At 66.4% G+C, this 26,988-nt stretch carries 14 protein-coding genes, 1 tRNA gene and 3 rRNA genes; 3 read left to right on the forward strand and 15 right to left on the reverse strand.

The window, feature by feature from the left end; all coding sequences use genetic code 11:
- Positions 1–156 precede the first annotated feature (156 nt).
- A complete protein-coding gene (locus tag AB5J56_RS13055; protein WP_153288245.1) occupies positions 157–840 on the reverse strand; it encodes a two-component system response regulator in 684 nt (227 codons plus the stop codon).
- A gap of 332 nt (positions 841–1,172) precedes the next feature.
- Entirely contained in the window at positions 1,173–6,674 is a 5,502-nt protein-coding gene (locus AB5J56_RS13060) for a HAMP domain-containing protein (protein WP_369232877.1), read from the reverse strand.
- Positions 6,675–6,969: 295 nt separating this feature from the next.
- On the opposite strand from AB5J56_RS13060, the gene AB5J56_RS13065 reads away from it, so the two are divergent.
- Complete coding sequence (locus AB5J56_RS13065) at positions 6,970–9,717, forward strand: SpoIIE family protein phosphatase (RefSeq protein ID WP_369232878.1); 2,748 nt, start codon at positions 6,970–6,972, stop codon at positions 9,715–9,717.
- Between the two features lie 58 nt (positions 9,718–9,775).
- Here AB5J56_RS13065 and AB5J56_RS13070 read toward each other — a convergent pair.
- The 8 genes from AB5J56_RS13070 to thyX all read right to left on the reverse strand — a co-directional run bounded on the left by AB5J56_RS13070 (position 9,776) and on the right by thyX (position 20,101).
- Positions 9,776–9,851 (reverse strand) — tRNA-Thr (locus tag AB5J56_RS13070).
- 99 nt (positions 9,852–9,950) lie between these two features.
- A complete protein-coding gene (locus AB5J56_RS13075) occupies positions 9,951–10,613 on the reverse strand; it encodes a DegT/DnrJ/EryC1/StrS family aminotransferase (RefSeq protein WP_369242526.1) in 663 nt (220 codons plus the stop codon).
- 114 nt (positions 10,614–10,727) lie between these two features.
- Positions 10,728–10,844 (reverse strand): 5S ribosomal RNA (gene rrf, locus AB5J56_RS13080).
- A 100-nt stretch (positions 10,845–10,944) separates the two neighbouring features.
- Positions 10,945–14,067: ribosomal RNA gene (locus tag AB5J56_RS13085) — 23S ribosomal RNA — on the reverse strand.
- A gap of 320 nt (positions 14,068–14,387) precedes the next feature.
- Positions 14,388–15,912: ribosomal RNA gene (locus AB5J56_RS13090) — 16S ribosomal RNA — on the reverse strand.
- The 16S, 23S and 5S rRNA genes sit together here, the layout of an rRNA operon.
- Positions 15,913–16,427: 515 nt before the next feature.
- Positions 16,428–18,113 carry a ribonuclease J gene (locus tag AB5J56_RS13095; protein ID WP_369232879.1) on the reverse strand — a complete coding sequence of 562 codons (1,686 nt, stop codon included), beginning with the start codon at positions 18,111–18,113 and terminating at the stop codon, positions 16,428–16,430.
- A 136-nt stretch (positions 18,114–18,249) separates the two neighbouring features.
- Positions 18,250–19,149: a 4-hydroxy-tetrahydrodipicolinate synthase gene (gene dapA / locus AB5J56_RS13100; protein ID WP_369232880.1), complete on the reverse strand. Its 900-nt coding sequence runs from the start codon at positions 19,147–19,149 to the stop codon at positions 18,250–18,252.
- A gap of 211 nt (positions 19,150–19,360) precedes the next feature.
- Positions 19,361–20,101, reverse strand: a complete 741-nt coding sequence (gene thyX / locus AB5J56_RS13105; RefSeq protein ID WP_369232881.1) for an FAD-dependent thymidylate synthase — start codon at positions 20,099–20,101, stop codon at positions 19,361–19,363.
- A 248-nt stretch (positions 20,102–20,349) separates the two neighbouring features.
- On the opposite strand from thyX, the gene AB5J56_RS13110 reads away from it, so the two are divergent.
- Both AB5J56_RS13110 and AB5J56_RS13115 read left to right on the forward strand, forming a co-directional pair.
- Entirely contained in the window at positions 20,350–20,589 is a 240-nt protein-coding gene (locus AB5J56_RS13110; RefSeq protein WP_369232882.1) for a hypothetical protein, read from the forward strand.
- Positions 20,590–20,713: 124 nt separating this feature from the next.
- A complete protein-coding gene (locus AB5J56_RS13115) occupies positions 20,714–21,271 on the forward strand; it encodes a hypothetical protein (protein WP_369232883.1) in 558 nt (185 codons plus the stop codon).
- Positions 21,272–21,356: 85 nt separating this feature from the next.
- Here the strand turns inward: AB5J56_RS13115 and AB5J56_RS13120 are convergent, their stop codons facing one another.
- The 5 genes from AB5J56_RS13120 to rpsO all read right to left on the reverse strand — a co-directional run bounded on the left by AB5J56_RS13120 (position 21,357) and on the right by rpsO (position 26,874).
- Positions 21,357–21,812, reverse strand: coding sequence for a hypothetical protein (locus AB5J56_RS13120; protein ID WP_369232884.1), 456 nt, complete (start codon positions 21,810–21,812; stop codon positions 21,357–21,359).
- 34 nt (positions 21,813–21,846) lie between these two features.
- A complete protein-coding gene (dapB, locus tag AB5J56_RS13125; protein ID WP_369232885.1) occupies positions 21,847–22,599 on the reverse strand; it encodes a 4-hydroxy-tetrahydrodipicolinate reductase in 753 nt (250 codons plus the stop codon).
- 53 nt (positions 22,600–22,652) lie between these two features.
- Positions 22,653–24,032 carry a M16 family metallopeptidase gene (locus AB5J56_RS13130; RefSeq protein ID WP_369232886.1) on the reverse strand — a complete coding sequence of 460 codons (1,380 nt, stop codon included), beginning with the start codon at positions 24,030–24,032 and terminating at the stop codon, positions 22,653–22,655.
- Positions 24,029–26,245: a polyribonucleotide nucleotidyltransferase gene (locus AB5J56_RS13135; protein WP_369232887.1), complete on the reverse strand. Its 2,217-nt coding sequence runs from the start codon at positions 26,243–26,245 to the stop codon at positions 24,029–24,031. The genes AB5J56_RS13130 and AB5J56_RS13135 overlap by 4 nt, the downstream gene beginning before the upstream one ends.
- 341 nt (positions 26,246–26,586) lie before the next feature.
- Positions 26,587–26,874: a 30S ribosomal protein S15 gene (gene rpsO / locus AB5J56_RS13140; RefSeq protein ID WP_030945091.1), complete on the reverse strand. Its 288-nt coding sequence runs from the start codon at positions 26,872–26,874 to the stop codon at positions 26,587–26,589.
- Positions 26,875–26,988: the final 114 nt, after the last annotated feature.

Raw genomic sequence — 26,988 nt, forward strand, 5'->3', positions numbered from 1 at the left:
GGTTACCGGTGGAGACGACAGCGGACACGTGTGCCTACTGCTTCACCCGTTCGTGTCGCCCTTACCGGGGCGGGAAACTGACGTGACCTCATGAGCGCGGCGCGCACCGAAGACGCTCGGCGCGCACCGGCCCGGTTCAGTTCCGCTCGGTTCCGCTCAGTTCTGCGACGGCACCGAGGGCGCGCCGCTTCCCGTGCCCGGCTCCAACGCGTCCAGCGCCCTGCGCAGTCCGGTGAGTTTGCGTTCGAGATGCGCCGCGGTCGCCACCGCCGCCGCGTCCGCCGAGTCGTCGTCCAGCTGCTTGGAGAGCGCCTCGGCCTGTTCCTCAACGGCCGCGAGCCGCGCGGACAGTTCGGCGAGGAGCCCGGCCGGCTCCTTGGCCGTACCGAGTGCCGCCTTGCCGCCGCCCTCCAGCTGGAGCCGCAGCAGCGCTGCCTGCTCCCGGAGTTGGCAGTTCTTCATGTAGAGCTCGACGAACACCGAGACCTTCGCGCGCAGCACCCACGGGTCGAACGGCTTGGAGATGTAGTCCACCGCGCCCGCCGCGTACCCACGGAAGGTGTGGTGGGGGCCGTGGTTGATGGCGGTGAGGAAGATGATCGGGATGTCCCGGGTCCGCTCGCGCCGCTTGATGTGCGCGGCCGTCTCGAAACCGTCCATGCCCGGCATCTGGACATCCAGCAGGATGACCGCGAAGTCATCCGTCAGCAGCGCCTTGAGCGCCTCTTCCCCGGACGATGCCCGCACCAGTGTCTGATCGAGCGCGGAGAGGATGGCCTCCAGCGCCAGCAGATTCTCCGGCCGGTCATCGACCAGGAGGATCTTGGCCTTCTGCACCATGGCCCGCCCTCCTCGCCCCGGCATGGGGCCTCCCCTGTCCGAAGGACTTGGGGAAGCACCGGGCGCCGCCCCAGGGGACGGCTCCCTTGCGCCGCCCGTCCTTGTGCCGGTCATGGTAGCCGCACCCCGCCCGTCGCCACACCCTGTCACCGCGATGTCACTGTGCACGTAGCAGAAACGTAGCGGGAGACCAGAAGGTTCCCCGAATCCCGTGCTTCTACACGGCTTCGGCCACAGTGAGTTATGCGACGTCGGGCCGTTGCGCGGCGGCCGACCGGCGTGCAGAGCACGGCAGTCCGGTCGCCGCAGCCGCGCAACGGCCCGACGCTCGGTCACTCCGCGCGCATCCACCGCTCCATCACGGAGAGCAGGTGATCGGGATCGACCGGCTTCGTCACGTAGTCGGAGGCGCCCGACTCGATGGCCTTCTCCCGGTCGCCCTTCATCGCCTTGGCGGTCAGCGCGATGATCGGCAGCCCGGCGAACTGCGGCATCCGGCGAATCGCCGTCGTCGTCGCGTAACCGTCCATCTCGGGCATCATGATGTCCATCAGGACGACCGTCACATCGTCGTGCTGCTCCAGGACTTCGATGCCCTCGCGCCCGTTCTCCGCGTACAGCACCGAGAGCCCGTGCTGCTCCAGGACGCTGGTGAGCGCGAACACGTTGCGGATGTCGTCGTCGACGATCAGCACCTTCTCGCCCTCGAAGCGGATCCCGCGGTTCGGCTGCGCCGCCTCGTCCTGGCCTCCCGTGGCCGCCCACTGCTCCTGTGCCGCCCCCGCGGACCCGGCTGCGAGCCGGCCGGGCAGCGCGGTCCGCTGGTCCTCCGCGGACACCGCCCTGCGGCGCCGCCTGAAGAGCGCAGCGGGCCCGTTCTGGGTCTCCTGGAACGACTTCATCTCGGCGGGCGTCTCGATGCCGGCCGCGGACAGCTCCGCCTCGGAGGCCAGCAGCTCCCCCGCCCCCAGCGCGGGCACGAGCTGCCCGTAGCCCTGCGGCGGCAGTTCGCTCGGGTGCAGCGGCAAATACAGCGTGAACGTGGAGCCGCGTCCCGGCTCGCTCTGCGCGTGGATCTCGCCGCCCAGCAGCCGCGCGATCTCCCGCGAGATGGACAGCCCCAGACCCGTGCCGCCGTACTTGCGGCTCGTGGTGCCGTCCGCCTGCTTGAAGGCCTCGAAGATCACCCGCATCTTGCTGGCCGCGATGCCGATGCCCGTGTCGGTCACCGAGAACGCGATCAGGTCGGCGTCGGCGTCCTGCAGCGAACCGGACTCCAACAGCTGTTCCCGGATCGCCACGGGGACATCCCCGCCCGCCGGCCGGATCACCAGCTCGACGGCTCCGGAGTCGGTGAACTTCACCGCGTTGGACAGCAGGTTGCGCAGCACCTGAAGGAGCCGCTGTTCGTCGGTGTGCAGTGTGGCGGGCAGTTCCGGCGACACGCGTACGGAGAAGTCGAGGCCCTTCTCTGCCGTCAGCGGACGGAAAGTGGCCTCTACGTAGTCGACGAGTTGCACCAGGGCGATGCGTGTCGGCGACACGTCCATCTTGCCGGCCTCGACCTTCGACAGGTCCAGGATGTCGTTGATCAGCTGGAGCAGGTCGGAGCCCGCGCCGTGGATCGTCTCGGCGAACTCGACCTGCTTCGGGGTGAGGTTCGTGTCCGCGTTGTCGGCGAGCAACTTGGCCAGGATCAGCAGCGAGTTGAGCGGCGTACGCAGCTCGTGCGACATGTTCGCCAGGAACTCGCTCTTGTAGCGCATGGAGACCGCGAGCTGCTCGGCACGCTCCTCCAGGACCTGCCGGGCCTCCTCGATCTCGGTGTTCTTGACCTCGATGTCGCGGTTCTGCCGGGCCAGCAGCTCGGCCTTCTCCTCCAGCTCCGCGTTGGAGTCCTGCAGGGCCTTCTGCCGGTTCTCCAACTCGGCCGAGCGCTCCCGGAGTTGCTCGGTGAGCTCCTGCGACTGCTTGAGCAGCACCTCCGTCTTGGTGTTGACGGAGATGGTGTTGACGCTCGTCGCGATCATCTCGGCGATCTGGTTCAGGAAGTCCTTCTGGATGTGCGTGAACGGCGTGAAGGACGCCAGCTCGATGACGCCGAGGACGGTCCCTTCGAAGAGCACCGGCAGCACGATCACCTGCGCGGGCGGCGCCTCACCGAGCCCCGAGGAGATCTTCAGGTAGCCGCTCGGCGCGTTCTCCACGAGGATCGTGCGCTTCTCCTGCGCGGCCGTCCCGATGAGCGCCTCGCCGGGCCGGAACGACGTCGGCATGGAGCCCATCGAGTAGCCGTAGGACCCGAGCATGCGCAGCTCGTAGGCGTCCTCGTCGTCGATGGCGTCCGTGCCGTCGACGAGCGGCATGGAGAGGAAGAACGCGCCGTGCTGCGCGGAGACGACGGGCGTCAGCTCGCTCATGATCAGCGAGGCCACGTCCTCGAGGTCGCGGCGCCCCTGCATCAGGGCGGAGATGCGGGCGAGGTTGCCCTTGAGCCAGTCCTGCTCCTTGTTGGCGATCGTGGTGTCACGCAGGTTGGCGATCATCTTGTTGATGTAGTCCTGAAGTTCCTGGATCTCGCCGGAGGCGTCCACATCGATCTTCAGGTTGAGGTCGCCGCGTGTCACCGCGGTCGCCACGCGCGCGATGGCGCGCACCTGCCGGGTCAGGTTCCCGGCCATCTCGTTCACCGACTCGGTGAGGTCGCGCCAGGTGCCGTCGACGTCGCGTACGCGTGCCTGGCCGCCCAACTGGCCTTCCGTGCCCACCTCGCGGGCGACTCGCGTGACCTCCCCGGCGAAGGAGGACAGCTGGTCGACCATCGTGTTGATGGTGGTCTTCAGCTCGAGGATCTCGCCGCGCGCGTCGATGTCGATCTTCTTCGTCAGGTCGCCCTTGGCGATGGCCGTGGTGACCATCGCGATGTTGCGCACCTGACCGGTCAGGTTGGACGCCATCGAGTTCACGGACTCGGTGAGGTCCTTCCAGGTACCGGAGACGCCCGGCACGCGCGCCTGGCCGCCGAGGATGCCGTCCGTGCCCACCTCGCGGGCCACGCGCGTGACCTCGTCGGCGAACGAACTCAGCGTCTTCACCATCGTGTTGACCGTGTCCGCGAGCTGCGCGATCTCGCCGCTCGCCTCGACCGTGACGTTCTTGGTGAGGTCGCCGTTGGCCACCGCCGTGGCGACCTGGGAGATGTTCCGCACCTGGCTGGTCAGGTTGTTGGCCATCAGGTTGACGTTGTCGCCCAGGTCCTTCCAGATGCCGGTCACTCCGGGCACCCGAGCCTGGCCACCCAGGTTGCCGTCGGTGCCCACCTCGCGGGCGACCCGGTTCACCTGCTCGGCGAAGTTGGACAGCTGGTCGACCATCGTGTTGACGGTGGTGACGAGTTCCAGGATCTCGCCCTTCGCGTCGACGGTGATCTTCTTGGACAGGTCGCCCTTGGCCACCGCGGTCGTGACCTCGGCGATGTTGCGCACCTGAATGGTCAGGTTGTTCGCCATGAAGTTCACGGACTGCGTGAGGTCCTTCCAGGTGCCGGAGACACCCTGCACCTCGGCCTGTCCGCCGAGCATGCCCTCCGTGCCCACCTCACGGGCCACCCGCGTCACCTGCTCGGCGAAGCTCGACAGCTGGTCCACCATCGTGTTGAGGGTGTTCTTCAGCTCCAGGATCTCGCCGCGCGCGTCCACGTCGATCTTCTGCGACAGGTCACCGCGGGCCACCGCCGTCGCGACCTGCGCGATGTTGCGCACCTGGGCGGTGAGGTTGCCCGCCATGCCGTTCACGGAGTCGGTCAGGTCGCGCCACACACCGGCGACGCCGGGCACCTGCGCCTGACCGCCGAGGCGGCCCTCCGTACCCACTTCCCGGGCGACCCGCGTCACCTGGTCCGCGAACGCGGAGAGCTGGTCCACCATCGTGTTGATGGTGCTCTTCAGCTCCAGGATCTCGCCGCGCGCGTCCACGTCGATCTTCTGCGACAGGTCACCGCGGGCCACCGCCGTGGTGACCTGGGCGATCTGCCGTACCTGCGAAGTCAGGTTCCCCGCCATGAAGTTGACGGAGTCGGTGAGTTCCTTCCAGGTACCGGATACGCCGTCCACGCGGGCCTGACCGCCCAGGCGGCCCTCCGTGCCCACGTCCCGCGCCATCCGGGTCACCTGGTCGGCGAACGAGGACAGCTGGTCCACCATCGTGTTCACGGTGTTCTTCAGCTGGAGCATCTCGCCGGACACGTCGACGGTGACCTTCTGCGACAGGTCACCGTTGGCGACCGCCGTGGTCACCTGGGCGATGTTCCTCACCTGTCCGGTGAGATTCCTGAACGCCGTGTTGACGGAGTCGGTGAGGTCCTTCCACGTTCCCGCCGCGCCCGGAACCTGTGCCTGGCCGCCCAGTTCACCCTCGACACCGATCTCGCGCGCCACCCGCGTGACCTCGTCACCGAACGACGACAGCTGATCGACCATCGTGTTGACGGTGTTCTTCAGCTCCAGCATCTCGCCGGCGACATCGACGGTCACCTTCTGCGACAGGTCACCGTTGGCCACGGCCGTGGTCACGGCGGCGATGTCCCGCACCTGAGTGGTGAGATTCCGGAAGACGGTGTTGACCGAATCCGTCAGGTCCTTCCAGGTACCCGCCGCACCCGGCACGTTCGCCTGCCCGCCGAGCTGCCCCGCGGCGCCGACCTCGTTGGCGACGCGCGTGACCTCGTCCGCGAAGATCCGCAGCGTCTCCGTCATCTGGTTGATCGTCTCGGCGAGCTTGGCGACCTCGCCGCGCGCCGACACCGTCACCTTCTGCGACAGATCGCCGTTGGCGACCGCCGTCGTCACCTGCGCGATCCCGCGCACCTGGGCCGTGAGGTTGCCGGCCATCAGGTTCACCGAATCGGTGAGGTCCTTCCACACACCGGCCACACCCGGCACCTGCGCCTGACCGCCGAGCTCGCCCTCCGTGCCCACCTCGCGCGCGACTCGCGTCACCTCGGAGGAGAACGAGGAGAGCTGGTCCACCATCGTGTTGACGGTGTTCTTCAGCTCCAGCATCTCGCCGGCCACATGGACGGTGACCTTCCGCGACAGATCGCCCTTGGCGACGGCCGTCGTGACGAGAGCGATGTCACGCACCTGAGCCGTCAGCCGGTACGCCATGGTGTTGACCGAATCCGTGAGGTCCTTCCACGAACCGGACATACCGCGCACTCGTGCCTGGCCGCCGAGTTTGCCCTCGGTGCCGACCTCGCTGGCGACGCGCGTGACCTCGTCGGTGAACGTCGACAACTGGTCGACCAGATTGTTGACCGTGCGCCCGACCTTGAGGAATTCGCCTCGCAGCGGATGCCCGTTCCCGTCGGGCGCCTGCGCGCGCAGTTCCATACGCGGCGACAGGTCACCCTCCGCCACCGCGGAGAGCACTCGGCCGACCTCGGAGACGGGCCGTACGAGATCGTCGACCAGCGCGTTCGACGCATCGATCGCGGAAGCCCAGGAACCCTCGCAGGCTCCCGCCTCCAGCCGCTCCGTGAGCTTTCCCTCACGTCCGACCATCCGCCGCACCCGCGACAGCTCACCTGTCAGATGGAGATTACGATCGGCCACTTCATTGAAAACCGCCGCAATCTCGGACATCACGCCATCGCCCGACACTGTCAGGCGCTTTCGGAAGTTGCCGTCCCGCATCGACACCAGGGCCACCAGCAGTCTGTTGAGGGCTGCTGTGTCCACTGCGGTGGTGCCATTGCGCGGTTTGCGCTGGTTGTTCAGGGACTGTCCGCCTTTTGCGCGCGTCTTAGTGCCCCGCGTCGCTGCGCCAGACTCCACTGTGTCCCTCCCGCAGGGATCGACCGTTACTGCTCGGCGTACTCGTGTGCCGCTCGAAGTGCTCGGACCTTCTCTAGGAGCTTGCCCAGTGTTTCACCATGGTTGAACCAGGCCATAACAGTTCGGCAGCTTCGCACATCGTCCGCACACCCTCCGGACGGAAACACTGGCGACCGGCATCCGCACGGACGGCGAAGGTAAGTAACCTTGCATGCGGCTGTCCAGCCGCGCCGGTCCCGTCCGGCCTGGGCGGTGGCACGAGTACGAGCGGGCAGGCATCGGAGGGCACCGCACCATGACCACCGGACTGCATCCCGGGGGACAACCCCAGGATCCCCGGCCCACGGGGAACCAGGCTCTGCCCCGGCAGGAGCAGGCAGGCCATGGGGCCCTGCATGTCGAGAACCGGACAAGGAGTTCTGTGATCACCGCGCGCGCGGCCGCCAGCTTCGAGCCCGTCGGGCGATCGGTCGCGACCGCTCGTTCTTTCGTCCGTGACACCCTCCAAGGCTGGGGCTTCGCCGACATCGTCGACGACGCGGTGGTCCTGACCAGCGAACTCGTCACCAACGCCGTGGTGCACGCGGGCACGGCAGCAGACGTCCTGTGTCTACGGAGCGACGACGGCGTACGTATCGAGGTGGCGGACCACTACCCGGAACGTGAGATTCCACTCCAGGCGACGGCCGTCAACATGGGCAGCCCCGACCGCGAGGGCGGCCGCGGTCTCCAGCTCTGCGCGGCACTGGCCGGCCGCTGGGGTGTCGAGTACACGCCCACGCACAAGCAGGTCTGGTTCCAACTCGCCCTCCCCGACCGCGCGGTGGGCACCCGCGCCGCCGGCCCGTCGCTCCCGGCCGACCTCCTCCCGCTCGCCGACGGCCGCGTGCGCGTCGCGGTCGTCCAGATCGACCGCGCCGGCGCCATCAACGCCTGGAACGAGGACGCCGAGGAGCTCTTCGGCTACGCGGCCGAGCTGGTCATCGGCAAACCCCTCACCGACCTCGCGGCCTGGCCGCACACGCCCGGCACGAGCACCGGCATCGTCGAGGCCCTCCAGCTCTCACGCTGGGAGGGCAGCTACGGCGTCCGCGGCGCCAACGGCCGCGTGATCCCGGTGTACGCCTCCCATCTGCGCGTACGCGACACAGCCGGCGAACCCTCCACGGTCTGCCTTCTCGTGCGCGACCACGAGCGCGCCGTCCTGCAGACCCCGTTGCGCATGCCCGCCTCGGACTCGTCCTCAGGCGCCGACGGGCAGCCCTCGGACCCCTTCGAGGTCTTCATCGGCTCGCCCGCCCCGGATGACCTGGACGGCCTCCTCCAGCGCACGGTGGAGCGCGCCCGCGACATGCTCGACGGTGACTCCGCCTTCCTGCTCCTCGCGACCGACGACGAGACGGAGTTGGAGGTGCGCGCCTCCACGGGCCTGCCCTCCGCCCGCCAGCGGTTCGCCCGTGTGCCGGTGGAGGCGGGCCCCGGACGGTACGGCTCGGCCCGTATGCCCGCCGTGCACGAGGACCTCACGGTCGTCCCCGGCGCGGTACCGCTGCTGAGCGGCACCGGCATGCGCTCGGTCGTCACGGTCCCGCTGAAGGTCGAGGGCCGCCTCACCGGCGCTCTCGGCGTGGCAGCCGAGGCACCCGGCCGGTACACCAACGAGGAGGCGCTGCGCCTCCAGTTCGCCGCCGACCGCATCGCGCTCGCCGTGGAGTCCGCCCGCCTGGGCGAGCTGGAGCGCCTGCGCCGCGGCTCGTTGAGCTTCCTCGTCGAGGCCTCCGACCTCCTGGCCGGCACCCTGGACCGCGACCAGACCCTGGCCCTCATGGCCCAGATGACGGTCCCGACCCTGGCCACCTGGTGCGCCGTCTACACGATCGCCGACCAGGCCTCCGACCCGTATCTCTCGTACGTCCTGCACGAGGACGAGGAGCGCATCGACGGCCTCAAGGCCCTGCTGTCGAAGATCGCCCCGCCGGACCCGGTCCCCACCCCGGGCGCCCGCGTCTGGTCGGCCCCGGCCGAGGCGGCCCACCAGGCCGCCCTGCGGACCTCCATGCGCAGCCTGGGCCTGGGCGAGCCCTCGACGGTGAGTTCCGGCATCGGCACGACGCTGGCGACGGCGGCCGCGGTGGGCGGCGAGACAGTCGTCCTCCCGCTGGTCGCCCGCAACCGGGTCATCGGCATGCTCACCCTCGGCAAGCCGTCCGACGAGCACTTCCGCCAGGAAATCCTGGAACTGGCCGAGGACTTGAGCCGCCGGGCCGCTCTCGCCCTCGACAACGCCCGCCTGTACTCGGAACGCATGGCCATCAGCCAGTCACTCCAGCGCAGCCTCCTCCCACCGGAGCTCCCGCACATCGAGGGCGTCGAGGTCGAGGTCATCTACCGCGCGGCCGGCGAGGGCAACGAGGTCGGCGGCGACTTCTACGACCTCTTCCCGATCCGCGACGGCGCCTACGGCTTCGCCATCGGCGACGTCTGCGGTACGGGACCGGAGGCAGCGGCGGTCACGGGCCTTGCCCGGCACGCGCTCAGGCTCCTGGCCCGCGAGGGCTTCGGCGGTCCGGCGGTCCTGGAGCGCCTGAACTCCGCGATCCTCGACGAGGGCGCCCGCAGCCGCTTCCTGACGCTCCTGTACGGCGAGTTGTGGCCGCAGGAGGACGGCTCGGCGATCCTCAAGGTGGTCTGCGCCGGCCACCCGCTCCCGCTCCGCCTGCGCCAGGACGGCACAGTCGAACCGGCCGCCGAGCCGCAGCCGCTGCTCGGCGTCATGGACGACCTGGAGCTGTACGAGCAGACGGTCACCCTCGATCCGGGCGACGTCCTGCTCTGCGTCACGGACGGCGTCACGGAACGCCGCGAGGGAACACGCATGTTGGGCGACGACGGCCTCACGGACGTTCTCACGACCTGCACGGGCCTGACCGCGGGCGCGGTCGCGGCCCGCATCATGCGCGCGGTAGAACGCTTCGCCTCGGACGCCCCGTCGGACGACATGGCGATTCTGGCCATGCGCGTCCCGGGCCTCCAGAGGGACTGAAGTCCCGCGCCAGGGCACGAAAAAGGCCCCGCCCGGAAGGGCGAGGCCTTTTCTGCTGTGGAGCCCCCTAACGGAATCGAACCGTTGACCTTCTCCTTACCATGGAGACGCTCTGCCGTCTGAGCTAAGGGGGCTTGTCGCTTTCCCGAGGTTTCCCTCGCGGCAACGAAATAGATCATACCCCGAACAGGCCCGTGCTCCCAACCGGTCCTGTCGGGTCAGAACACGGGTGGTCAGAACGCGGGCTGCAGCAATCCACCGAGCGCATTGCAGGCGGAGACGATCCGCTGCATCTCCCGCTTCGTCAACGCCGCGTCCACCGGCAACGCGAGGGTCTCGTCCGCGGCACGCTCGGTCTCCGGCAGACACACGTCCCGACGGAACCCGGGCATGCGGTGCACGGGCGTCTTCACCGGCACCCGACACTCAACTCCCTTGGCCCGTACGGCTCGCGCGAAGGCGTCCCGGTCCGGCCGCCCGTTGCCCGGCACCCGGACGACGTACTGCTGATAGGTGTGCCCGTCGCCGCCGTGCGGCGTCCGCACCCCGCTCAGCCGCCCGTCGAGGTACGCGGCGCGTTCCCTGCGCTGCGCGATTTCGTCGTACGGCGCCTCGGACTCGCCCTGTTCGAGCACGAGGAGCCCGTGCCGCTGCCCGACAACTCGCAGTCGCGCGATGTCGGCCGACCGCCCGAAGCGGTGTACGGCGACCACGGCCGCCGAACGCGGAGTGACGACCGCTTCGACTGCGGTGGCGTCGAGGCAGTACGTCGCCGGATCTATGTCGGCGAATACCGGCGTCGCACCGGTCAGGGTCACTGCCTCGGCGACTTCGACGTTCCCGAACGCCGGCACGATGACCTCGTCACCGACTCCGACTCCGGCGGCCCTGAGCATTGCTGCGGTACCCATGCTGCGGATGTTGGTCGCACAACGTGAACTTCAAGTGACGCAGAACAAAAAAGAGCTGGTCCCCAAACCGAAGTTCGGGAACCAGCTCTTTGAATAATTGTTCGGCGGCGTCCTACTCTCCCACAGGGTCCCCCCTGCAGTACCATCGGCGCTGTGAGGCTTAGCTTCCGGGTTCGGAATGTAACCGGGCGTTTCCCTCACGCTATGACCACCGAAACACTGTGAAATTGTGAACCAGTTGCCTCGACTCCCTGTGGCCCAGGGAGGAGGCATGTCGTTCGTTATTTCAGAACTGACACAGTGGACGCGAGCAACTGAGGACAAGCCCTCGGCCTATTAGTACCAGTCACCTCCAGCGGTTGCCCGCCTTCCAGATCTGGCCTATCAACCCAGTCGTCTACTGGGAGCCTTAACCCCTCAAAGGGGGTGGGAATACTCATCTCGAAGCAGGCTTCCCGCTTAGATGCTTTCAGCGGTTATCCCTCCCGAACGTAGCCAACCAGCCATGCCCTTGGCAGGACAACTGGCACACCAGAGGTTCGTCCGTCCCGGTCCTCTCGTACTAGGGACAGCCCTTCTCAATATTCCTACGCGCACAGCGGATAGGGACCGAACTGTCTCACGACGTTCTAAACCCAGCTCGCGTACCGCTTTAATGGGCGAACAGCCCAACCCTTGGGACCGACTCCAGCCCCAGGATGCGACGAGCCGACATCGAGGTGCCAAACCATCCCGTCGATATGGACTCTTGGGGAAGATCAGCCTGTTATCCCCGGGGTACCTTTTATCCGTTGAGCGACGGCGCTTCCACAAGCCACCGCCGGATCACTAGTCCCGACTTTCGTCCCTGCTCGACCCGTCGGTCTCACAGTCAAGCTCCCTTGTGCACTTACACTCAACACCTGATTGCCAACCAGGCTGAGGGAACCTTTGGGCGCCTCCGTTACTCTTTAGGAGGCAACCGCCCCAGTTAAACTACCCATCAGACACTGTCCCTGATCCGGATCACGGACCCAGGTTAGACATCCAGCACGACCAGACTGGTATTTCAACGACGACTCCACCATGGCTGGCGCCATGACTTCACAGTCTCCCAGCTATCCTACACAAGCCGAACCGAACACCAATATCAAACTGTAGTAAAGGTCCCGGGGTCTTTCCGTCCTGCTGCGCGAAACGAGCATCTTTACTCGTAGTGCAATTTCACCGGGCCTATGGTTGAGACAGTCGAGAAGTCGTTACGCCATTCGTGCAGGTCGGAACTTACCCGACAAGGAATTTCGCTACCTTAGGATGGTTATAGTTACCACCGCCGTTTACTGGCGCTTAAGTTCTCAGCTTCGCACACCCGAAAGTGCACTAACCGGTCCCCTTAACGTTCCAGCACCGGGCAGGCGTCAGTCCGTATACATCGCCTTACGGCTTCGCACGGACCTGTGTTTTTAGTAAACAGTCGCTTCTCGCTGGTCTCTGCGGCCACCCCCAGCTCAGAGAGTAAATCTCGTCACCGGTGATGGCCCCCCTTCTCCCGAAGTTACGGGGGCATTTTGCCGAGTTCCTTAACCATAGTTCACCCGAACGCCTCGGTATTCTCTACCTGACCACCTGAGTCGGTTTAGGGTACGGGCCGCCATGAAACTCGCTAGAGGCTTTTCTCGACAGCATAGGATCATCCACTTCACCACAATCGGCTCGGCATCAGGTCTCACCCACATGTCATCCGGATTTGCCTAGATGACGGGCTACACCCTTACCCCGGGACAACCACCGCCCGGGCTGGACTACCTTCCTGCGTCACCCCATCACTCACCTACTACAGGTCTGGTCCGTCGGCTCCACCACTCCCCTTTGCCCGAAGGCTCCGGGGCGGCTTCACGGACTTAGCATCGCCTGGTTCGATGTTTGACGCTTCACAGCGGGTACCGGAATATCAACCGGTTATCCATCGACTACGCCTGTCGGCCTCGCCTTAGGTCCCGACTTACCCTGGGCAGATCAGCTTGACCCAGGAACCCTTAGTCAATCGGCGCACACGTTTCTCACGTGTGTATCGCTACTCATGCCTGCATTCTCACTCGTGAACCGTCCACCACTAGCTTCCGCTGCGGCTTCACCCGGCACACGACGCTCCCCTACCCATCCCAGCAGGCGTTGGCCCTATTACTGGAATGACACGACTTCGGCGGTACGCTTGAGCCCCGCTACATTGTCGGCGCGGAATCACTAGACCAGTGAGCTATTACGCACTCTTTCAAGGGTGGCTGCTTCTAAGCCAACCTCCTGGTTGTCTGTGCGACTCCACATCCTTTCCCACTTAGCGTACGCTTAGGGGCCTTAGTCGATGCTCTGGGCTGTTTCCCTCTCGACCATGGAGCTTATCCCCCACAGTCTCACTGCCGTGCTCTCACTTACCGGCATTCGGAGTTTGGCTAAGGTCAGTAACCCGGTAGGGCCCATCGCCTATCCAGTGCTCTACCTCCGGCAAGAAACACACGACGCTGCACCTAAATGCATTTCGGGGAGAACCAGCTATCACGGAGTTTGATTGGCCTTTCACCCCTAACCACAGGTCATCCCCCAGGTTTTCAACCCTGGTGGGTTCGGTCCTCCACGACCTCTTACAGCCGCTTCAACCTGCCCATGGCTAGATCACTCCGCTTCGGGTCTTGAGCGCGCTACTAAACCGCCCTATTCGGACTCGCTTTCGCTACGGCTTCCCCACACGGGTTAACCTCGCAACACACCGCAAACTCGCAGGCTCATTCTTCAAAAGGCACGCAGTCACGAGAGTGCATGCAAGCATGCACTCCGACGCTCCCACGGCTTGTAGGCACACGGTTTCAGGTACTATTTCACTCCGCTCCCGCGGTACTTTTCACCATTCCCTCACGGTACTATCCGCTATCGGTCACCAGGGAATATTTAGGCTTAGCGGGTGGTCCCGCCAGATTCACACGGGATTTCTCGGGCCCCGTGCTACTTGGGTGTCTCTCAAACGAGCCGCTGATGTTTCGACTACGGGGGTCTTACCCTCTACGCCGGACCTTTCGCATGTCCTTCGCCTACATCAACGGTTTCTGACTCGTCTCACGGCCGGCAGACCGTAAAAGAGAGATCCCACAACCCCCCAAGCGCAACCCCTGCCGGGTCTCACACGCTTGAGGTTTGGCCTCATCCGGTTTCGCTCGCCACTACTCCCGGAATCACGGTTGTTTTCTCTTCCTGCGGGTACTGAGATGTTTCACTTCCCCGCGTTCCCTCCACATACCCTATGTGTTCAGGTATGGGTGACAGCCCATGACGACTGCCGGGTTTCCCCATTCGGAAACCCCCGGATCAAAGCCTGGTTGACGACTCCCCGGGGACTATCGTGGCCTCCCACGTCCTTCATCGGTTCCTGGTGCCAAGGCATCCACCGTGCGCCCTTAAAAACTTGGCCACAGATGCTCGCGTCCACTGTGCAGTTCTCAAACAACGACCAACCACCCATCACCCCGAACCAACCGGTTCGAGTGCACTGGGGCCGGCACTGAAGGCAGCCGTATTCGGCCGTACCTTCAGACACCCAACAGCGTGCCCGGCCAGACTCCGCCCGGAGATCATGCTTTCCACGCTCCTAAGAGCAGTACTTGCAAGCCTCCGACCCGAGAATCCGGCCGAATAATCAACGTTCCACCCATGAGCAACCACCGTCGAACGTGTGCCGACGTAATGGCCCTGGACCACCAGACAATGCCTGGCGGCCTAGATGCTCCTTAGAAAGGAGGTGATCCAGCCGCACCTTCCGGTACGGCTACCTTGTTACGACTTCGTCCCAATCGCCAGTCCCACCTTCGACAGCTCCCTCCCTTACGGGTTGGGCCACCGGCTTCGGGTGTTACCGACTTTCGTGACGTGACGGGCGGTGTGTACAAGGCCCGGGAACGTATTCACCGCAGCAATGCTGATCTGCGATTACTAGCAACTCCAACTTCATGGGGTCGAGTTGCAGACCCCAATCCGAACTGAGACAGGCTTTTTGAGATTCGCTCCACCTTGCGGTATCGCAGCTCTTTGTACCTGCCATTGTAGCACGTGTGCAGCCCAAGACATAAGGGGCATGATGACTTGACGTCGTCCCCACCTTCCTCCGAGTTGACCCCGGCGGTCTCCTGTGAGTCCCCATCACCCCGAAGGGCATGCTGGCAACACAGAACAAGGGTTGCGCTCGTTGCGGGACTTAACCCAACATCTCACGACACGAGCTGACGACAGCCATGCACCACCTGTACACCGACCACAAGGGGGGCACCATCTCTGATGCTTTCCGGTGTATGTCAAGCCTTGGTAAGGTTCTTCGCGTTGCGTCGAATTAAGCCACATGCTCCGCTGCTTGTGCGGGCCCCCGTCAATTCCTTTGAGTTTTAGCCTTGCGGCCGTACTCCCCAGGCGGGGAACTTAATGCGTTAGCTGCGGCACCGACGACGTGGAATGTCGCCAACACCTAGTTCCCACCGTTTACGGCGTGGACTACCAGGGTATCTAATCCTGTTCGCTCCCCACGCTTTCGCTCCTCAGCGTCAGTAATGGCCCAGAGATCCGCCTTCGCCACCGGTGTTCCTCCTGATATCTGCGCATTTCACCGCTACACCAGGAATTCCGATCTCCCCTACCACACTCTAGCCAGCCCGTATCGAATGCAGAACCGGGGTTAAGCCCCGGTCTTTCACACCCGACGTGACAAGCCGCCTACGAGCTCTTTACGCCCAATAATTCCGGACAACGCTTGCGCCCTACGTATTACCGCGGCTGCTGGCACGTAGTTAGCCGGCGCTTCTTCTGCAGGTACCGTCACTTGCGCTTCTTCCCTGCTGAAAGAGGTTTACAACCCGAAGGCCGTCATCCCTCACGCGGCGTCGCTGCATCAGGCTTTCGCCCATTGTGCAATATTCCCCACTGCTGCCTCCCGTAGGAGTCTGGGCCGTGTCTCAGTCCCAGTGTGGCCGGTCGCCCTCTCAGGCCGGCTACCCGTCGTCGCCTTGGTGAGCCACTACCTCACCAACAAGCTGATAGGCCGCGGGCTCATCCTGCACCGCCGGAGCTTTCAACCCTCACAGATGCCTGTAAGGGTGGTATCCGGTATTAGACCCCGTTTCCAGGGCTTGTCCCAGAGTGCAGGGCAGATTGCCCACGTGTTACTCACCCGTTCGCCACTAATCCCCACCGAAGTGGTTCATCGTTCGACTTGCATGTGTTAAGCACGCCGCCAGCGTTCGTCCTGAGCCAGGATCAAACTCTCCGTGAATGTATGCAGGTAATCCTGCGTGACACTCGCGTTGAGCGGAACCGCCGGGCGGAATAAGCCCAGCCGTTCTCAGCGTCCTCGCTGTGCGCCTTCCCCAAGGGGAAGGACTTTTTCAAAGGAACCTCGCCCCGACCGATCGGCCGGAGACGGGGTATCAACATATCTGGCGTTGATTTTTGGCACGCTGTTGAGTTCTCAAGGAACGGACGCTTCCTTTGTACTCACCCTCTCGGGCTTTCCTCCGGGCGCTTCCCTTCGGTCTTGCGTTTCCGACTCTATCAGATCGTTTTCCGATCCGATTTCCTCGGCGCTTTCCAGGTTTTCGCTTTCGCGTTTCCCTTTCCGGCGGCTCCGACTTTATCAGAGATTCTGAGTCGGAATTTCCGTCCCGCTCGGGGTGGTCCAGGCACGCGGTTGTGCTGGGTTCCCGTTCAGGCGGAGACGTAAACGTACTGGAGCGGGGCGCCTCGATGCAAATCGAGGCGCCCCGCTCCGGGTTGGCGCGTGCGAGGGGGTCAGACCTCGACGACGACCGGGAGGATCATCGGGCGCCGTCGGTAGTTGTCCGACACCCATTTGCCCAGCGTGCGGCGGATGAGCTGCTGCATCTGGTGGGGCTCGACCACACCGTCCTGGGCGGACTTCTCCAGGACCTCCGTGATCCTCGGGACGACCTCGCTGAAGGCGGAGTCGTCGATGCCCGAGCCGCGGGCCTGGATGTGCGGGCCGCCGGTGATCTTGCCGGTGCTCGAGTCCATCACCACGAAGACCGAGATGATGCCCTCGTCGCCCAGGATCCGCCGGTCCTTGAGCGCGGGCTCGCCGACATCGCCGACCGAGAGGCCGTCGACGTAGACATAACCCGCCTGGACCTTGCCGGAGATCTTGGCCTTGCCCTCGATGAGGTCGACGACGACGCCGTCCTCGGCGATGACGATGCGGTCGTGCGGGACGCCGGTGAGGGCGCCCAGCTCGGCGTTGGCGCGCAGGTGGCGCCATTCGCCGTGGACCGGCATCAGGTTCCGCGGCTTGCAGATGTTGTAGAAGTACAGCAGCTCGCCCGCGGAGGCGTGGCCCGAGACGTGCACCTTGGCGTTGCCCTTGTGGACGACGTTCGCGCCCCAGCGGGTCAGGCCGTTGATGACGCGGTAGACCGCGTTCTCGTTGCCGGGGATCAGGGACGAGGCGAGGATCACCGTGTCGCCCTGGACGATCCGGATCTGGTGGTCGCGGTTGGCCATCCGGGAGAGGGCTGCCATGGGCTCGCCCTGGGAGCCCGTACAGACGAGCACGATCTCGTGGTCCGGCAGGTCGTCGAGCGTCTTGACGTCGACCACCAGGCCCGGCGGGACCTTCAGATAGCCGAGGTCACGGGCGATGCCCATGTTGCGGACCATCGAGCGGCCGACGAAGGCGACCCGGCGGCCGTACTCGTGGGCCGCGTCCAGAATCTGCTGGATGCGGTGGACGTGGCTGGCGAAGCTCGCCACGATGATCCGCTTGCTGGCACCGGCGAAGACCTGGCGCAGGACGTTCGAGATGTCGCGCTCGGGCGGGACGAAGCCCGGGACCTCGGCGTTCGTCGAGTCGGAGAGAAGGAGGTCGATGCCCTCCTCGCTCAGCCGCGCGAAGGCGTGCAGGTCCGTGAGGCGCCCGTCCAGCGGGAGCTGGTCCATCTTGAAGTCGCCCGTGTGGACGGCCATGCCCGCAGGGGTGCGGATGGCGACCGCGAGGGCGTCCGGGATGGAGTGGTTGACCGCGACGAACTCGCAGTCGAAGGGGCCGATGCGCTCGCGATGGCCCTCGGCCACCTCGAGCGTGTACGGACGGATGCGGTGCTCCTGGAGCTTGGCCTCGATGAGGGCGAGGGTCAGCTTGGAGCCGATGAGCGGGATGTCCGGCTTCTCGCGCAGGAGAAACGGGACGCCGCCGATGTGGTCCTCGTGGCCGTGCGTGAGGACGATGCCCTCGATGTCGTCGAGGCGGTCCCTGATGGACGTGAAGTCCGGCAGGATCAGGTCGATTCCGGGCTGCTCCTCCTCGGGGAAGAGCACGCCGCAGTCGACGATCAGCAGGCGGCCTCCGTATTCGAAGACCGTCATGTTCCGGCCGATTTCCCCGAGGCCGCCGAGCGGGGTGACGCGCAGGCCGCCCTTCGGGAGCTTCGGCGGGGCGCCGAGTTCAGGATGCGGATGACTCAAAAGACTCTCCTCACCACACACGCCACGTACCTGTAAGGCACGTGGCGCGCATGACGTTCGTGCAGTAGCAGTTGTCTGTGTGGGGTGCGGGCCCGTGGCCCGCGTTGTCGTACATATTCAGTTGTGAAGTCTGTGGTTAGAGCTGTACCCCGCCGGCGGCGAGATCGATCTTGAGCTGCGCGGTCTCCTCGGGTGACAGTTCGACCATCGGTGCGCGCAGCGGGCCGGCGGGCAGGCCCTGGAGGGCGAGCGCGGCCTTCGTGGTGATGACGCCCTGGGTGCGGAACATGCCGGTGAAGACCGGGAGCAGCTTCTGGTGGATCTCGGTGGCCTTCTGGACGTCACCCGTGATGTACGCCTCAAGGAGGGCGCGCAGCTCGGGGGTGACGACATGGCCGACGACGGAGACGAAGCCGACTGCGCCGACCGAGAGCAGCGGCAGGTTCAGCATGTCGTCGCCGGAGTACCAGGCGAGGCCGGAGCGGGCGATGGCCCAGCTGGCCCGCCCGAGGTCTCCCTTGGCGTCCTTGTTCGCGACGATACGCGGGTGCTCGGCCAGACGCACCAGCGTTTCGGTGCTGATCGGGACGCCGCTGCGGCCGGGGATGTCGTAGAGCATCACCGGAAGTTCGGTCGCGTCGGCGATGGCCGTGAAGTGCCGGTACAGGCCCTCCTGCGGAGGCTTGTTGTAGTACGGCGTCACGGTCAGCAGGCCGTGGGCGCCGGTCTTCTCGGCGGCGCGGGCCAGTTCGATGCTGTGGTGCGTGTCGTTGGTGCCGACGCCGGCGACGACGTGGGCGCGGTCGCCGACCGCCTCCAGTACGGCTCGTACGAGATCCGATTTCTCCGCGTCGCTGGTGGTCGGGGACTCGCCGGTGGTGCCGTTGACGATCAGGCCGTCGTTGCCAGCGTCCACCAGGTGGGTTGCGAGCCGCTGCGCGCCGTCGAGGTCGAGCGCGCCGTCCGCCGTGAAGGGCGTGACCATGGCGGTGAGGACCCTCCCGAAGGGGGTCTGCGGAGTGGAGGTCGGAGCCATGGGTAACACGCTACTCGCTGCTCAACGCATGGTCTGCCCTCGGGGCAGGCGACAAGTCGTGACAAAGGTGGAGCCCGGCACTGCCTGCTCGGGGGTTCAAGCAGTGCCGGGTCCGTTTGATCAGGCTAGATGAACTTCTCGAAATGCCGCAATACGGACACTTCGCTCGACGGATCCGTACATCTGTGCCGACCGGGAGAACTGAGGTGCCCTACGGCGCCACACGACCGTTGCCGTTGAAGGCCGCGTAGGTGAGCGGCATGAGCTTCGCCCACTCCGTCTCCATCTTCTCGCCGACCATCTCGATCTCCCGCTGCGGGAAGGACGGGACCTTGGCGAGCTCGTGCTGGGTGCGCAGGCCGAGGAAGTGCATCAGCGAGCGCGCGTTGCAGGTGGCGTACATCGAGGAGAAGAGGCCGACCGGGAGGACCGCGCGGGCGACCTCGCGGGCGACGCCGGCGGCGAGCATCTCCTGGTACGCCTGGTACGCCTCGCGGTACGAGTCCTCCATGGTGCGGGAGACCAGCTCCTGCTGGGCCTCGGTGCCCTCCACGAAGACGTACTTGCCGGGGCGGCCCTCCTGGACCAGCTTGCGGTCCGCGCCGGGGACGTAGAAGACCGGTTCGAGCTCCCTGTACCGGCCCGACTCCTCGTTGTACGACCAGCCGACGCGGTGCCGCATGAACTCGCGGAAGACGAAGATCGGGGCGCTGATGAAGAACGTCATCGAGTTGTGCTCGAAGGGGCTGCCGTGCCGGTCCCGCATCAGGTAGTTGATCAGGCCCTTGGACCGCTCGGGGTCCTTCTGCAGCTCGTCCAGCGACTGCTCGCCGACGGTCGAGACACGGGCGGCGAACAGCACGTCCGAGTCGGACGCGGTGTGCTTGACCAGCTCGACGCTGACATCGCTGCGGAAGCTGGGCTTGAGGTCGTCGGCGGGGGTGTCGGTCACGGCTTGGAGGGTCCTTCCCATCACTTCTCTCGGGCGGCGACCACTCTACGGCCCGGCACTGACAACGGGGCGTTCGGTACCGTGCCGCGACATTCGGCGGCGAACTTCTGCGAATTCGGTGAAACAGGGCACCCTTTGGGCTCTTCGAGCGTCTGTGTTGGTGACAGCGATTCGTTCGAGTCGCCCGATGCACCAGTTCCCGTAGATCCCTCGGATCCCTCCGAGTCTCAAGAGGAGAAGCGTTCCCCATGTTCCGTCGGCGCGAGCCTGTCCCGTTCGCCTTCATCGCCGAAGCCGACCAGTTCCGCAGCAACGTCACTCCCCCGCCCCGCGAGCGGGCGTCCGCCGGGCAGATAGCCGGACGCTGGCTCATGGGCCTCACGGTGACCGCCGGGCTCGTCGGCGCTCTGGTCATCGGCATGCCGTCGCTGTCACTCGACAAGTCACCTGCGACGACGCAGCACTCCGAGGCCTCCGACGGGCGCTGACCGTCCCCACGCCGCCCGAATGGCGTGGGACATACCCCCTTGGCCCCCCAAGGGTGGTGAGCGGAGACGCGGCTCGATAACCTCACCGGGCATCACCCATGCGTGGATTGAGTGAGGATCAGTCGTGCCCCTGCCCTTCCTGACGGCGGACCGCGCCTTTGACGAGGCGGCGGACGATCTCGCGCTGCCGTTCGACGACCGCGACCACTGGCGGCGCCCGTACCGGCCCGGCCCCTGGCGGGTGGCCTCGGCCGCGCTGCTCCTGCTGCTCGCCTCGTACGTGCTCTTCGCGGCGGTCGTCATCGCGCTCACCGGCACCGTCACCGGCGCGGGAGCGGTCCTGGGCGTCGCGGTGTTCGTCATCCTGTGCGCCCTGCGGCTGCTGCGCGTCGGCACCTGGGTGAGCGCGCTCGGGCTGCGCCGGGTGGGCTTCCTCCGTACGCGGACGACGCCGTGGGAGCAGGTCGTCGCGGTACGGACGGTCCAGCAGCCGGTGCGCTGGCTCGGGCTGCCCCGCACCGTACAGGGACAGGCCCTGACCGTCGTACGCAGGGATCGGGCGACCGACGACCAGGCGCCGCTGCTGACCTCGCACGGCGCGGACTTCCTGGCGCGTATGGAGGCCTTCGACCGGGCGGCGGACGCCGTCGAGGCGTGGGCCGCGGAATACGCGCGGGGCTGAGCGAACGCGTAGGGGGCCGGTCCGCGGGTGCGGGCCGGCCCCCTACGCGTAGGAGCGCTTTCTCATCCCTCGTCGGAGCGCGTTCTCATGCCTCGACGGGCGGTCTGCCCTCACGGAGGGCGATCGCCCGCTGCATCGCCTTGCGGGCGCGCGGTGTGTCGCGGGCGTCGTGGTAGGCGATCGCGAGGCGGAACCAGCTGCGCCAGTCGTCCGGCGCGTCCTCCGTCTCCGCCTTGCGCCTGGCGAAGACCTCGTCGGCCGAGTCGCGGTCGATACGGCCGCCCGCGGTGCGCTTCAACTCGTCGACGGGCAGGCCGCCTTCGGCGTCGAGCTCCGCGGCGAGACGGTTGGCCTTCCGGACGAACTGGGTGTTCTTCCAGAGGAACCAGATGCCGATCACCGGAAGGATGAGGACCGCGATGCCGAAGGTGACGGTCACGACCGTGCCGGTCTGGATGAGCATGACGCCGCGGCTGCCGACCAGGACGAAGTAGACGACCAGGACGGCTGCCGTGACGGCGTAGGTGATTTTCGCGCGCATGTCTGCTGCCAGCTGTCTGTGACGGTCCGCCGGCTCAGCCGAGGTCCAGGAAGTGTTCCAGGCCGAAGGTGAGGCCCGGCGTGGTCACCACGCGGCGCACGCCGAGCAGGATGCCCGGCATGAAGCTGCTGTGGTGGAGGGAGTCGTGCCGGACGGTGAGGGTCTCGCCCTCGCCGCCGAGCAGCACCTCCTGGTGGGCCAGCAGGCCGCGCAGCCGGACCGCGTGCACCGGGACACCGTCGACGTTCGCGCCGCGGGCACCGTCCAGGGCCGTCGTCGTGGCGTCGGGCTGCGGGGCGCTGCCCGCCTTCCGACGTGCCTCGGCGATGAGCTGGGCGGTGCGCGTGGCGGTGCCGCTCGGGGCGTCCACCTTGTTCGGGTGGTGCAGCTCGACGACCTCGACGGACTCGAAGTACGGCGCCGCGATCTGCGCGAACTTCATGGTCAGTACGGCGCCGATGGAGAAGTTCGGGGCGATGAGCACGCCGGTCTGCGGAGACCCGGCCAGCGCGGTGTTCAGCTGCGCGAGGCGCTCGTCGGTCCAGCCGGTCGTACCGACCACGGCGTGGATGCCGTGCCGTACGCAGAAGTCGAGGTTCTCCATGACCGAGGCCGGGGTGGTCAGTTCGACCACGGCCTGGGCGCCGGCGTCGACCAGCGTCTCCAGCTTGTCGCCCCGGCCGAGCGCGGCCACCAGCTCCATGTCCTCGGCGGCCTCGACGGCTCGTACCGCTTCGGATCCGATACGGCCCTTGGCACCGAGGACCGCCACGCGCAACTTGCTCATGTTCTTGATTCCTTAGTCGAGGACTGTCGAGGACGTACGAGACGGCCGCGTGCCTACGCGACCGCTTCGTGCAGACGGGACGCCTGTTTGTCCTTGAGCGGGCCGATGACCGACAGCGAGGGCCGCTGTCCCAGGATGTCGCGGGCGACCGCGCGCACCTCGTCCGGGGTGACCGACGCTATCCGGGTCAGCATGTCGTCGACGGACATCTGCTCGCCCCAGCACAGCTCGCTCTTGCCGATACGGTTCATCAGCGCGCCCGTGTCCTCCAGGCCGAGGACGGTGGAGCCCCTGAGCTGGCCGATGGCGCGGCCGATCTCCTCGTCGGACAGCCCGTCGGAGGCGACCTGGTCGAGTTCGTCGCGGCAGATCTTCAGCACGTCGTGGACCTGCGACGGCCGACAGCCCGCGTACACGCCGAAGAGGCCGCAGTCGGCGAAGCCCGAGGTGTACGAGTACACGCTGTAGGCCAGGCCGCGCTTCTCGCGGACCTCCTGGAAGAGGCGCGAGGACATGCCGCCGCCGAGGGCGGTGTTCAGGACACCCAGCGCCCAGCGGCGGTCGTCGGTGCGGGCGAGGCCCGGCATGCCGAGGACGACATGGGCCTGCTCGGTCTTGCGGCCGAGGAGTTCCACGCGTCCGGCGGCGCGGATGATGCGGCGGCCGTCGCGCGGGGCGATCGGCTCGGCGGCGGTCTGCTTGAGGGCGCCGGCCTTCTCGAAAGCGGCGCGGACCTGGCGGACGACCTTGTTGTGGTCGACGTTGCCCGCGCAGGCGACGACGAGGTGCGTCGGGTCGTAGTGCTTCTTGTAGAAGCGGCGGATGCGGTCCGCGGTGAGGGCGTTGACGGTGTCGACCGTGCCCAGGACGGGCCGGCCGAGCGGGGTGTCGCCAAGCATCGTGTGCGCGAACAGGTCGTGCACGCAGTCGCCCGGGTCGTCCTCGGTCATCGCGATCTCTTCGAGGATCGCACCGCGCTCGACGTTGACGTCCTCTTCGCGTATCAGCGAGCCCGTGAGCATGTCGCAGACGACGTCGATGGCGAGCGGCAGGTCCGTGTCGAGCACACGCGCGTAGTAGCACGTGTACTCCTTCGCCGTGAACGCGTTCATCTCGCCGCCGACCGCGTCCAGGGCGGAGGAGATGTCCAGGGCCGACCTGCTGCTGGTGCCCTTGAAGAGCAGGTGCTCCAGGTAGTGCGTGGCACCGTTCAGGGACGGGGTCTCGTCACGGGAGCCCACGTGCGCCCAGATACCGAAGGTCGCCGAGCGCACGGAGGGCAGGGTCTCGGTGACGATGCGCAGGCCGCCCGGGAGGGTCGTCTTGCGGACCGTGCCGATTCCGTTCGCGCCCTTGACGAGTGTTTGGGTACGGGCGACGGCCCGCGCCTCCGAAGAGGTGCGGGCCGTCGCCGTGGAGCTGCTCGACGTCACTGGTCGGTGTCGTCCTTCTTGTCGTCGTCGCCTTCACCCTCGATGACCGGGATCAGGGAGAGCTTGCCGCGGGAGTCGATCTCGGCGATCTCGACCTGGACCTTGGAGCCCACACCGAGCACGTCCTCGACGTTCTCCACGCGCTTGCCGCCGGCGAGCTTGCGGATCTGCGAGATGTGCAGCAGACCGTCCTTGCCGGGGAGCAGCGACACGAACGCACCGAAGGTCGTCGTCTTCACGACGGTGCCCAGGTAGCGCTCGCCGACCTCCGGCATGGTCGGGTTGGCGATCGAGTTGATCGTGGCGCGGGCGGCCTCGGCGGAGGGGCCGTCGACAGCACCGATGTAGATGGTGCCGTCGTCCTCGATCGTGATGTCGGCGCCGGTGTCCTCCTGGATCTGGTTGATCATCTTGCCCTTGGGGCCGATGACCTCACCGATCTTGTCCACGGGGATCTTGACGGTGATGATCCGCGGGGCGTTGGGGGACATCTCGTCCGGCGTGTCGATCGCTTCCATCATCACGTCGAGGATGTGGAGGCGGGCGTCACGGGCCTGCTTGAGGGCCGCGGCCAGGACGGAGGCCGGGATGCCGTCCAGCTTGGTGTCGAGCTGGAGGGCGGTCACGAACTCCTTGGTGCCGGCGACCTTGAAGTCCATGTCACCGAACGCGTCCTCCGCACCGAGGATGTCGGTGAGGGCGACGTAGTGCGTCTCGCCGTTGATCTCCTGGGAGATCAGGCCCATGGCGATACCGGCGACGGGGGCCTTGAGGGGCACACCGGCGTTCAGGAGCGACATGGTGCTGGCACACACAGAACCCATGGACGTCGAACCGTTGGAGCCGAGGGCCTCGGACACCTGACGGATCGCGTAGGGGAACTCCTCGCGCGTCGGCAGCACCGGCACGAGGGCGCGCTCGGCGAGAGCGCCGTGGCCGATCTCGCGGCGCTTCGGGGAGCCGACGCGGCCGGTCTCACCGACGGAGTACGGCGGGAAGTTGTAGTTGTGCATGTAACGCTTGCGGGTCACCGGCGAAAGGGTGTCCAGCTGCTGCTCCATGCGGAGCATGTTGAGGGTGGTGACGCCCAGGATCTGGGTCTCGCCACGCTCGAACAGCGCCGAGCCGTGCACGCGCGGGATGGCCTCGACCTCGGCGGCGAGCGTACGGATGTCCGTGACGCCTCGGCCGTCGATGCGGACCTTGTCCTTGATGACGCGCTCGCGCACCAGGGACTTGGTCAGCGAGCGGTACGCGGCGGAGATCTCCTTCTCGCGGCCCTCGAACTGCGGGAGCAGCTTCTCGGCGGCGATGTCCTTGACGCGGTCCAGCTCGGCCTCGCGGTCCTGCTTGCCGGCGATGGTGAGCGCCTGCGCGAGCTCGCTCTTGACCGCGGCGGTGAGGGCCTCCAGGACGTCGTCCTGGTAGTCGAGGAAGATCGGGAACTCGGCGGTCGGCTTGGCGGCCTTCGCGGCGAGGTCCGACTGCGCCTTGCACAGGACCTTGATGAAGGGCTTCGCGGCGTCGAGACCGGCGGCCACGACCTCCTCGGTCGGCGCCTCGGCGCCACCCTTGACCAGCTGGATGGTCTTCTCGGTGGCCTCGGCCTCGACCATCATGATCGCGACGTCGCCGTCCTCGAGGGTGCGACCGGCGACGACCATGTCGAAGACGGCGTCCTCGAGCTCGGTGTGCGTCGGGAACGCGACCCACTGGCCGTTGATCAGCGCGACGCGGACGCCGCCGACCGGGCCGGAGAAGGGCAGACCGGCCAGCTGCGTGGACGCGGACGCGGCGTTGATCGCCACGACGTCGTACAGGTGGTCGGGGTTGAGGGCCATGATCGTCGCGACGACCTGGATCTCGTTGCGCAGGCCCTTCTTGAAGGACGGGCGCAGCGGGCGGTCGATCAGGCGACAGGTGAGGACGGCGTCCTCGGAGGGACGGCCCTCACGTCGGAAGAAGCTGCCGGGGATCTTGCCGGCGGCGTACATCCGCTCCTCGACGTCCACCGTGAGGGGGAAGAAGTCGAGATTGTCCTTGGGCTTCTTGGAAGCGCTGGTGGCCGACAGCACCATGGTGTCGTCGTCCAGGTACGCGACGGCGGAGCCGGCGGCCTGCTTGGCCAGGCGGCCCGTCTCGAAGCGGATGGTGCGGGTGCCGAAGGAACCGTTGTCGATAACGGCCTCGGCGTAGTGGGTCTCGTTCTCCACTAGCGTTTTCTCCTCGTCTTCGTCCCGGTTCTGCCCGTGTGGCAGGGGGACGGTGGCGGAGAAGCGCTCCGTCTTGCGGGCCGGTCTTCGATCGAAGCACCCGGGGGTCTCTTTCGCCCGGGGGCCACTACCGAGGACCGGCGGCGGCGAGGTGCGCTTCTCCTCGTTCGGTGTTCGTGATGACGCCATACCCGGTGCGGGTAGGCGGTATCACGCTGTGTCCTACGTATTGCGTTGTGCTACCACACTACAAAGCGGCAGTGACACTCCGCATGTTTCCCCACGTACAGCAAAAGGGAGCGGCCCCCTCTTCAGTGGGAACCGCTCCCTGTCACGGCGTCTTACTTGGCGCCCGCCGCACCGCGGCGGATGCCCAGGCGGTCGACCAGCGCACGGAAGCGCTGGATGTCCTTCTTGGCCAGGTACTGCAGCAGACGGCGACGCTGACCGACCAGGATCAGCAGACCACGACGGGAGTGGTGGTCGTGCTTGTGGGTCTTGAGGTGCTCGGTCAGGTCCGAGATCCGGCGCGAGAGCATGGCGACCTGGACCTCGGGGGAGCCGGTGTCGCCCTCCTTCTGGCCGAACTCGGTGATGATCTGCTTCTTCGTAGCGGCGTCGAGCGACACGCGTACTCCTCGTAGTCTTGTGAGTGCCACCGAGTGCCCCTGGTCCACATCTCAGGGGAGCTTCCGTTACTCGGGAGGCGGGGATCCGCTGGGCGCGGCCTCCAGATCCCTGGG

The sequence above is a fragment of the Streptomyces sp. R21 genome (assembly GCF_041051975.1).
Taxonomy (GTDB): Bacteria; Actinomycetota; Actinomycetes; order Streptomycetales; family Streptomycetaceae; genus Streptomyces.

Excerpts from the sequence above, each read along its gene's own strand:
- AB5J56_RS13120 (WP_369232884.1), bottom strand. The coding sequence starts at position 21,812 with ATGCGCGCGAAAATCACCTACGCCGTCACGGCAGCCGTCCTGGTCGTC.
- AB5J56_RS13065 (WP_369232878.1), top strand. The coding sequence starts at position 6,970 with ATGACCACCGGACTGCATCCCGGGGGACAACCCCAGGATCCCCGGCCC.
- dapA (WP_369232880.1), bottom strand. The coding sequence starts at position 19,149 with ATGGCTCCGACCTCCACTCCGCAGACCCCCTTCGGGAGGGTCCTCACC.
- AB5J56_RS13110 (WP_369232882.1), top strand. The coding sequence starts at position 20,350 with ATGTTCCGTCGGCGCGAGCCTGTCCCGTTCGCCTTCATCGCCGAAGCC.
- AB5J56_RS13075 (WP_369242526.1), bottom strand. The coding sequence starts at position 10,613 with ATGCTCAGGGCCGCCGGAGTCGGAGTCGGTGACGAGGTCATCGTGCCG.
- AB5J56_RS13055 (WP_153288245.1), bottom strand. The coding sequence starts at position 840 with ATGGTGCAGAAGGCCAAGATCCTCCTGGTCGATGACCGGCCGGAGAAT.
- dapB (WP_369232885.1), bottom strand. The coding sequence starts at position 22,599 with ATGAGCAAGTTGCGCGTGGCGGTCCTCGGTGCCAAGGGCCGTATCGGA.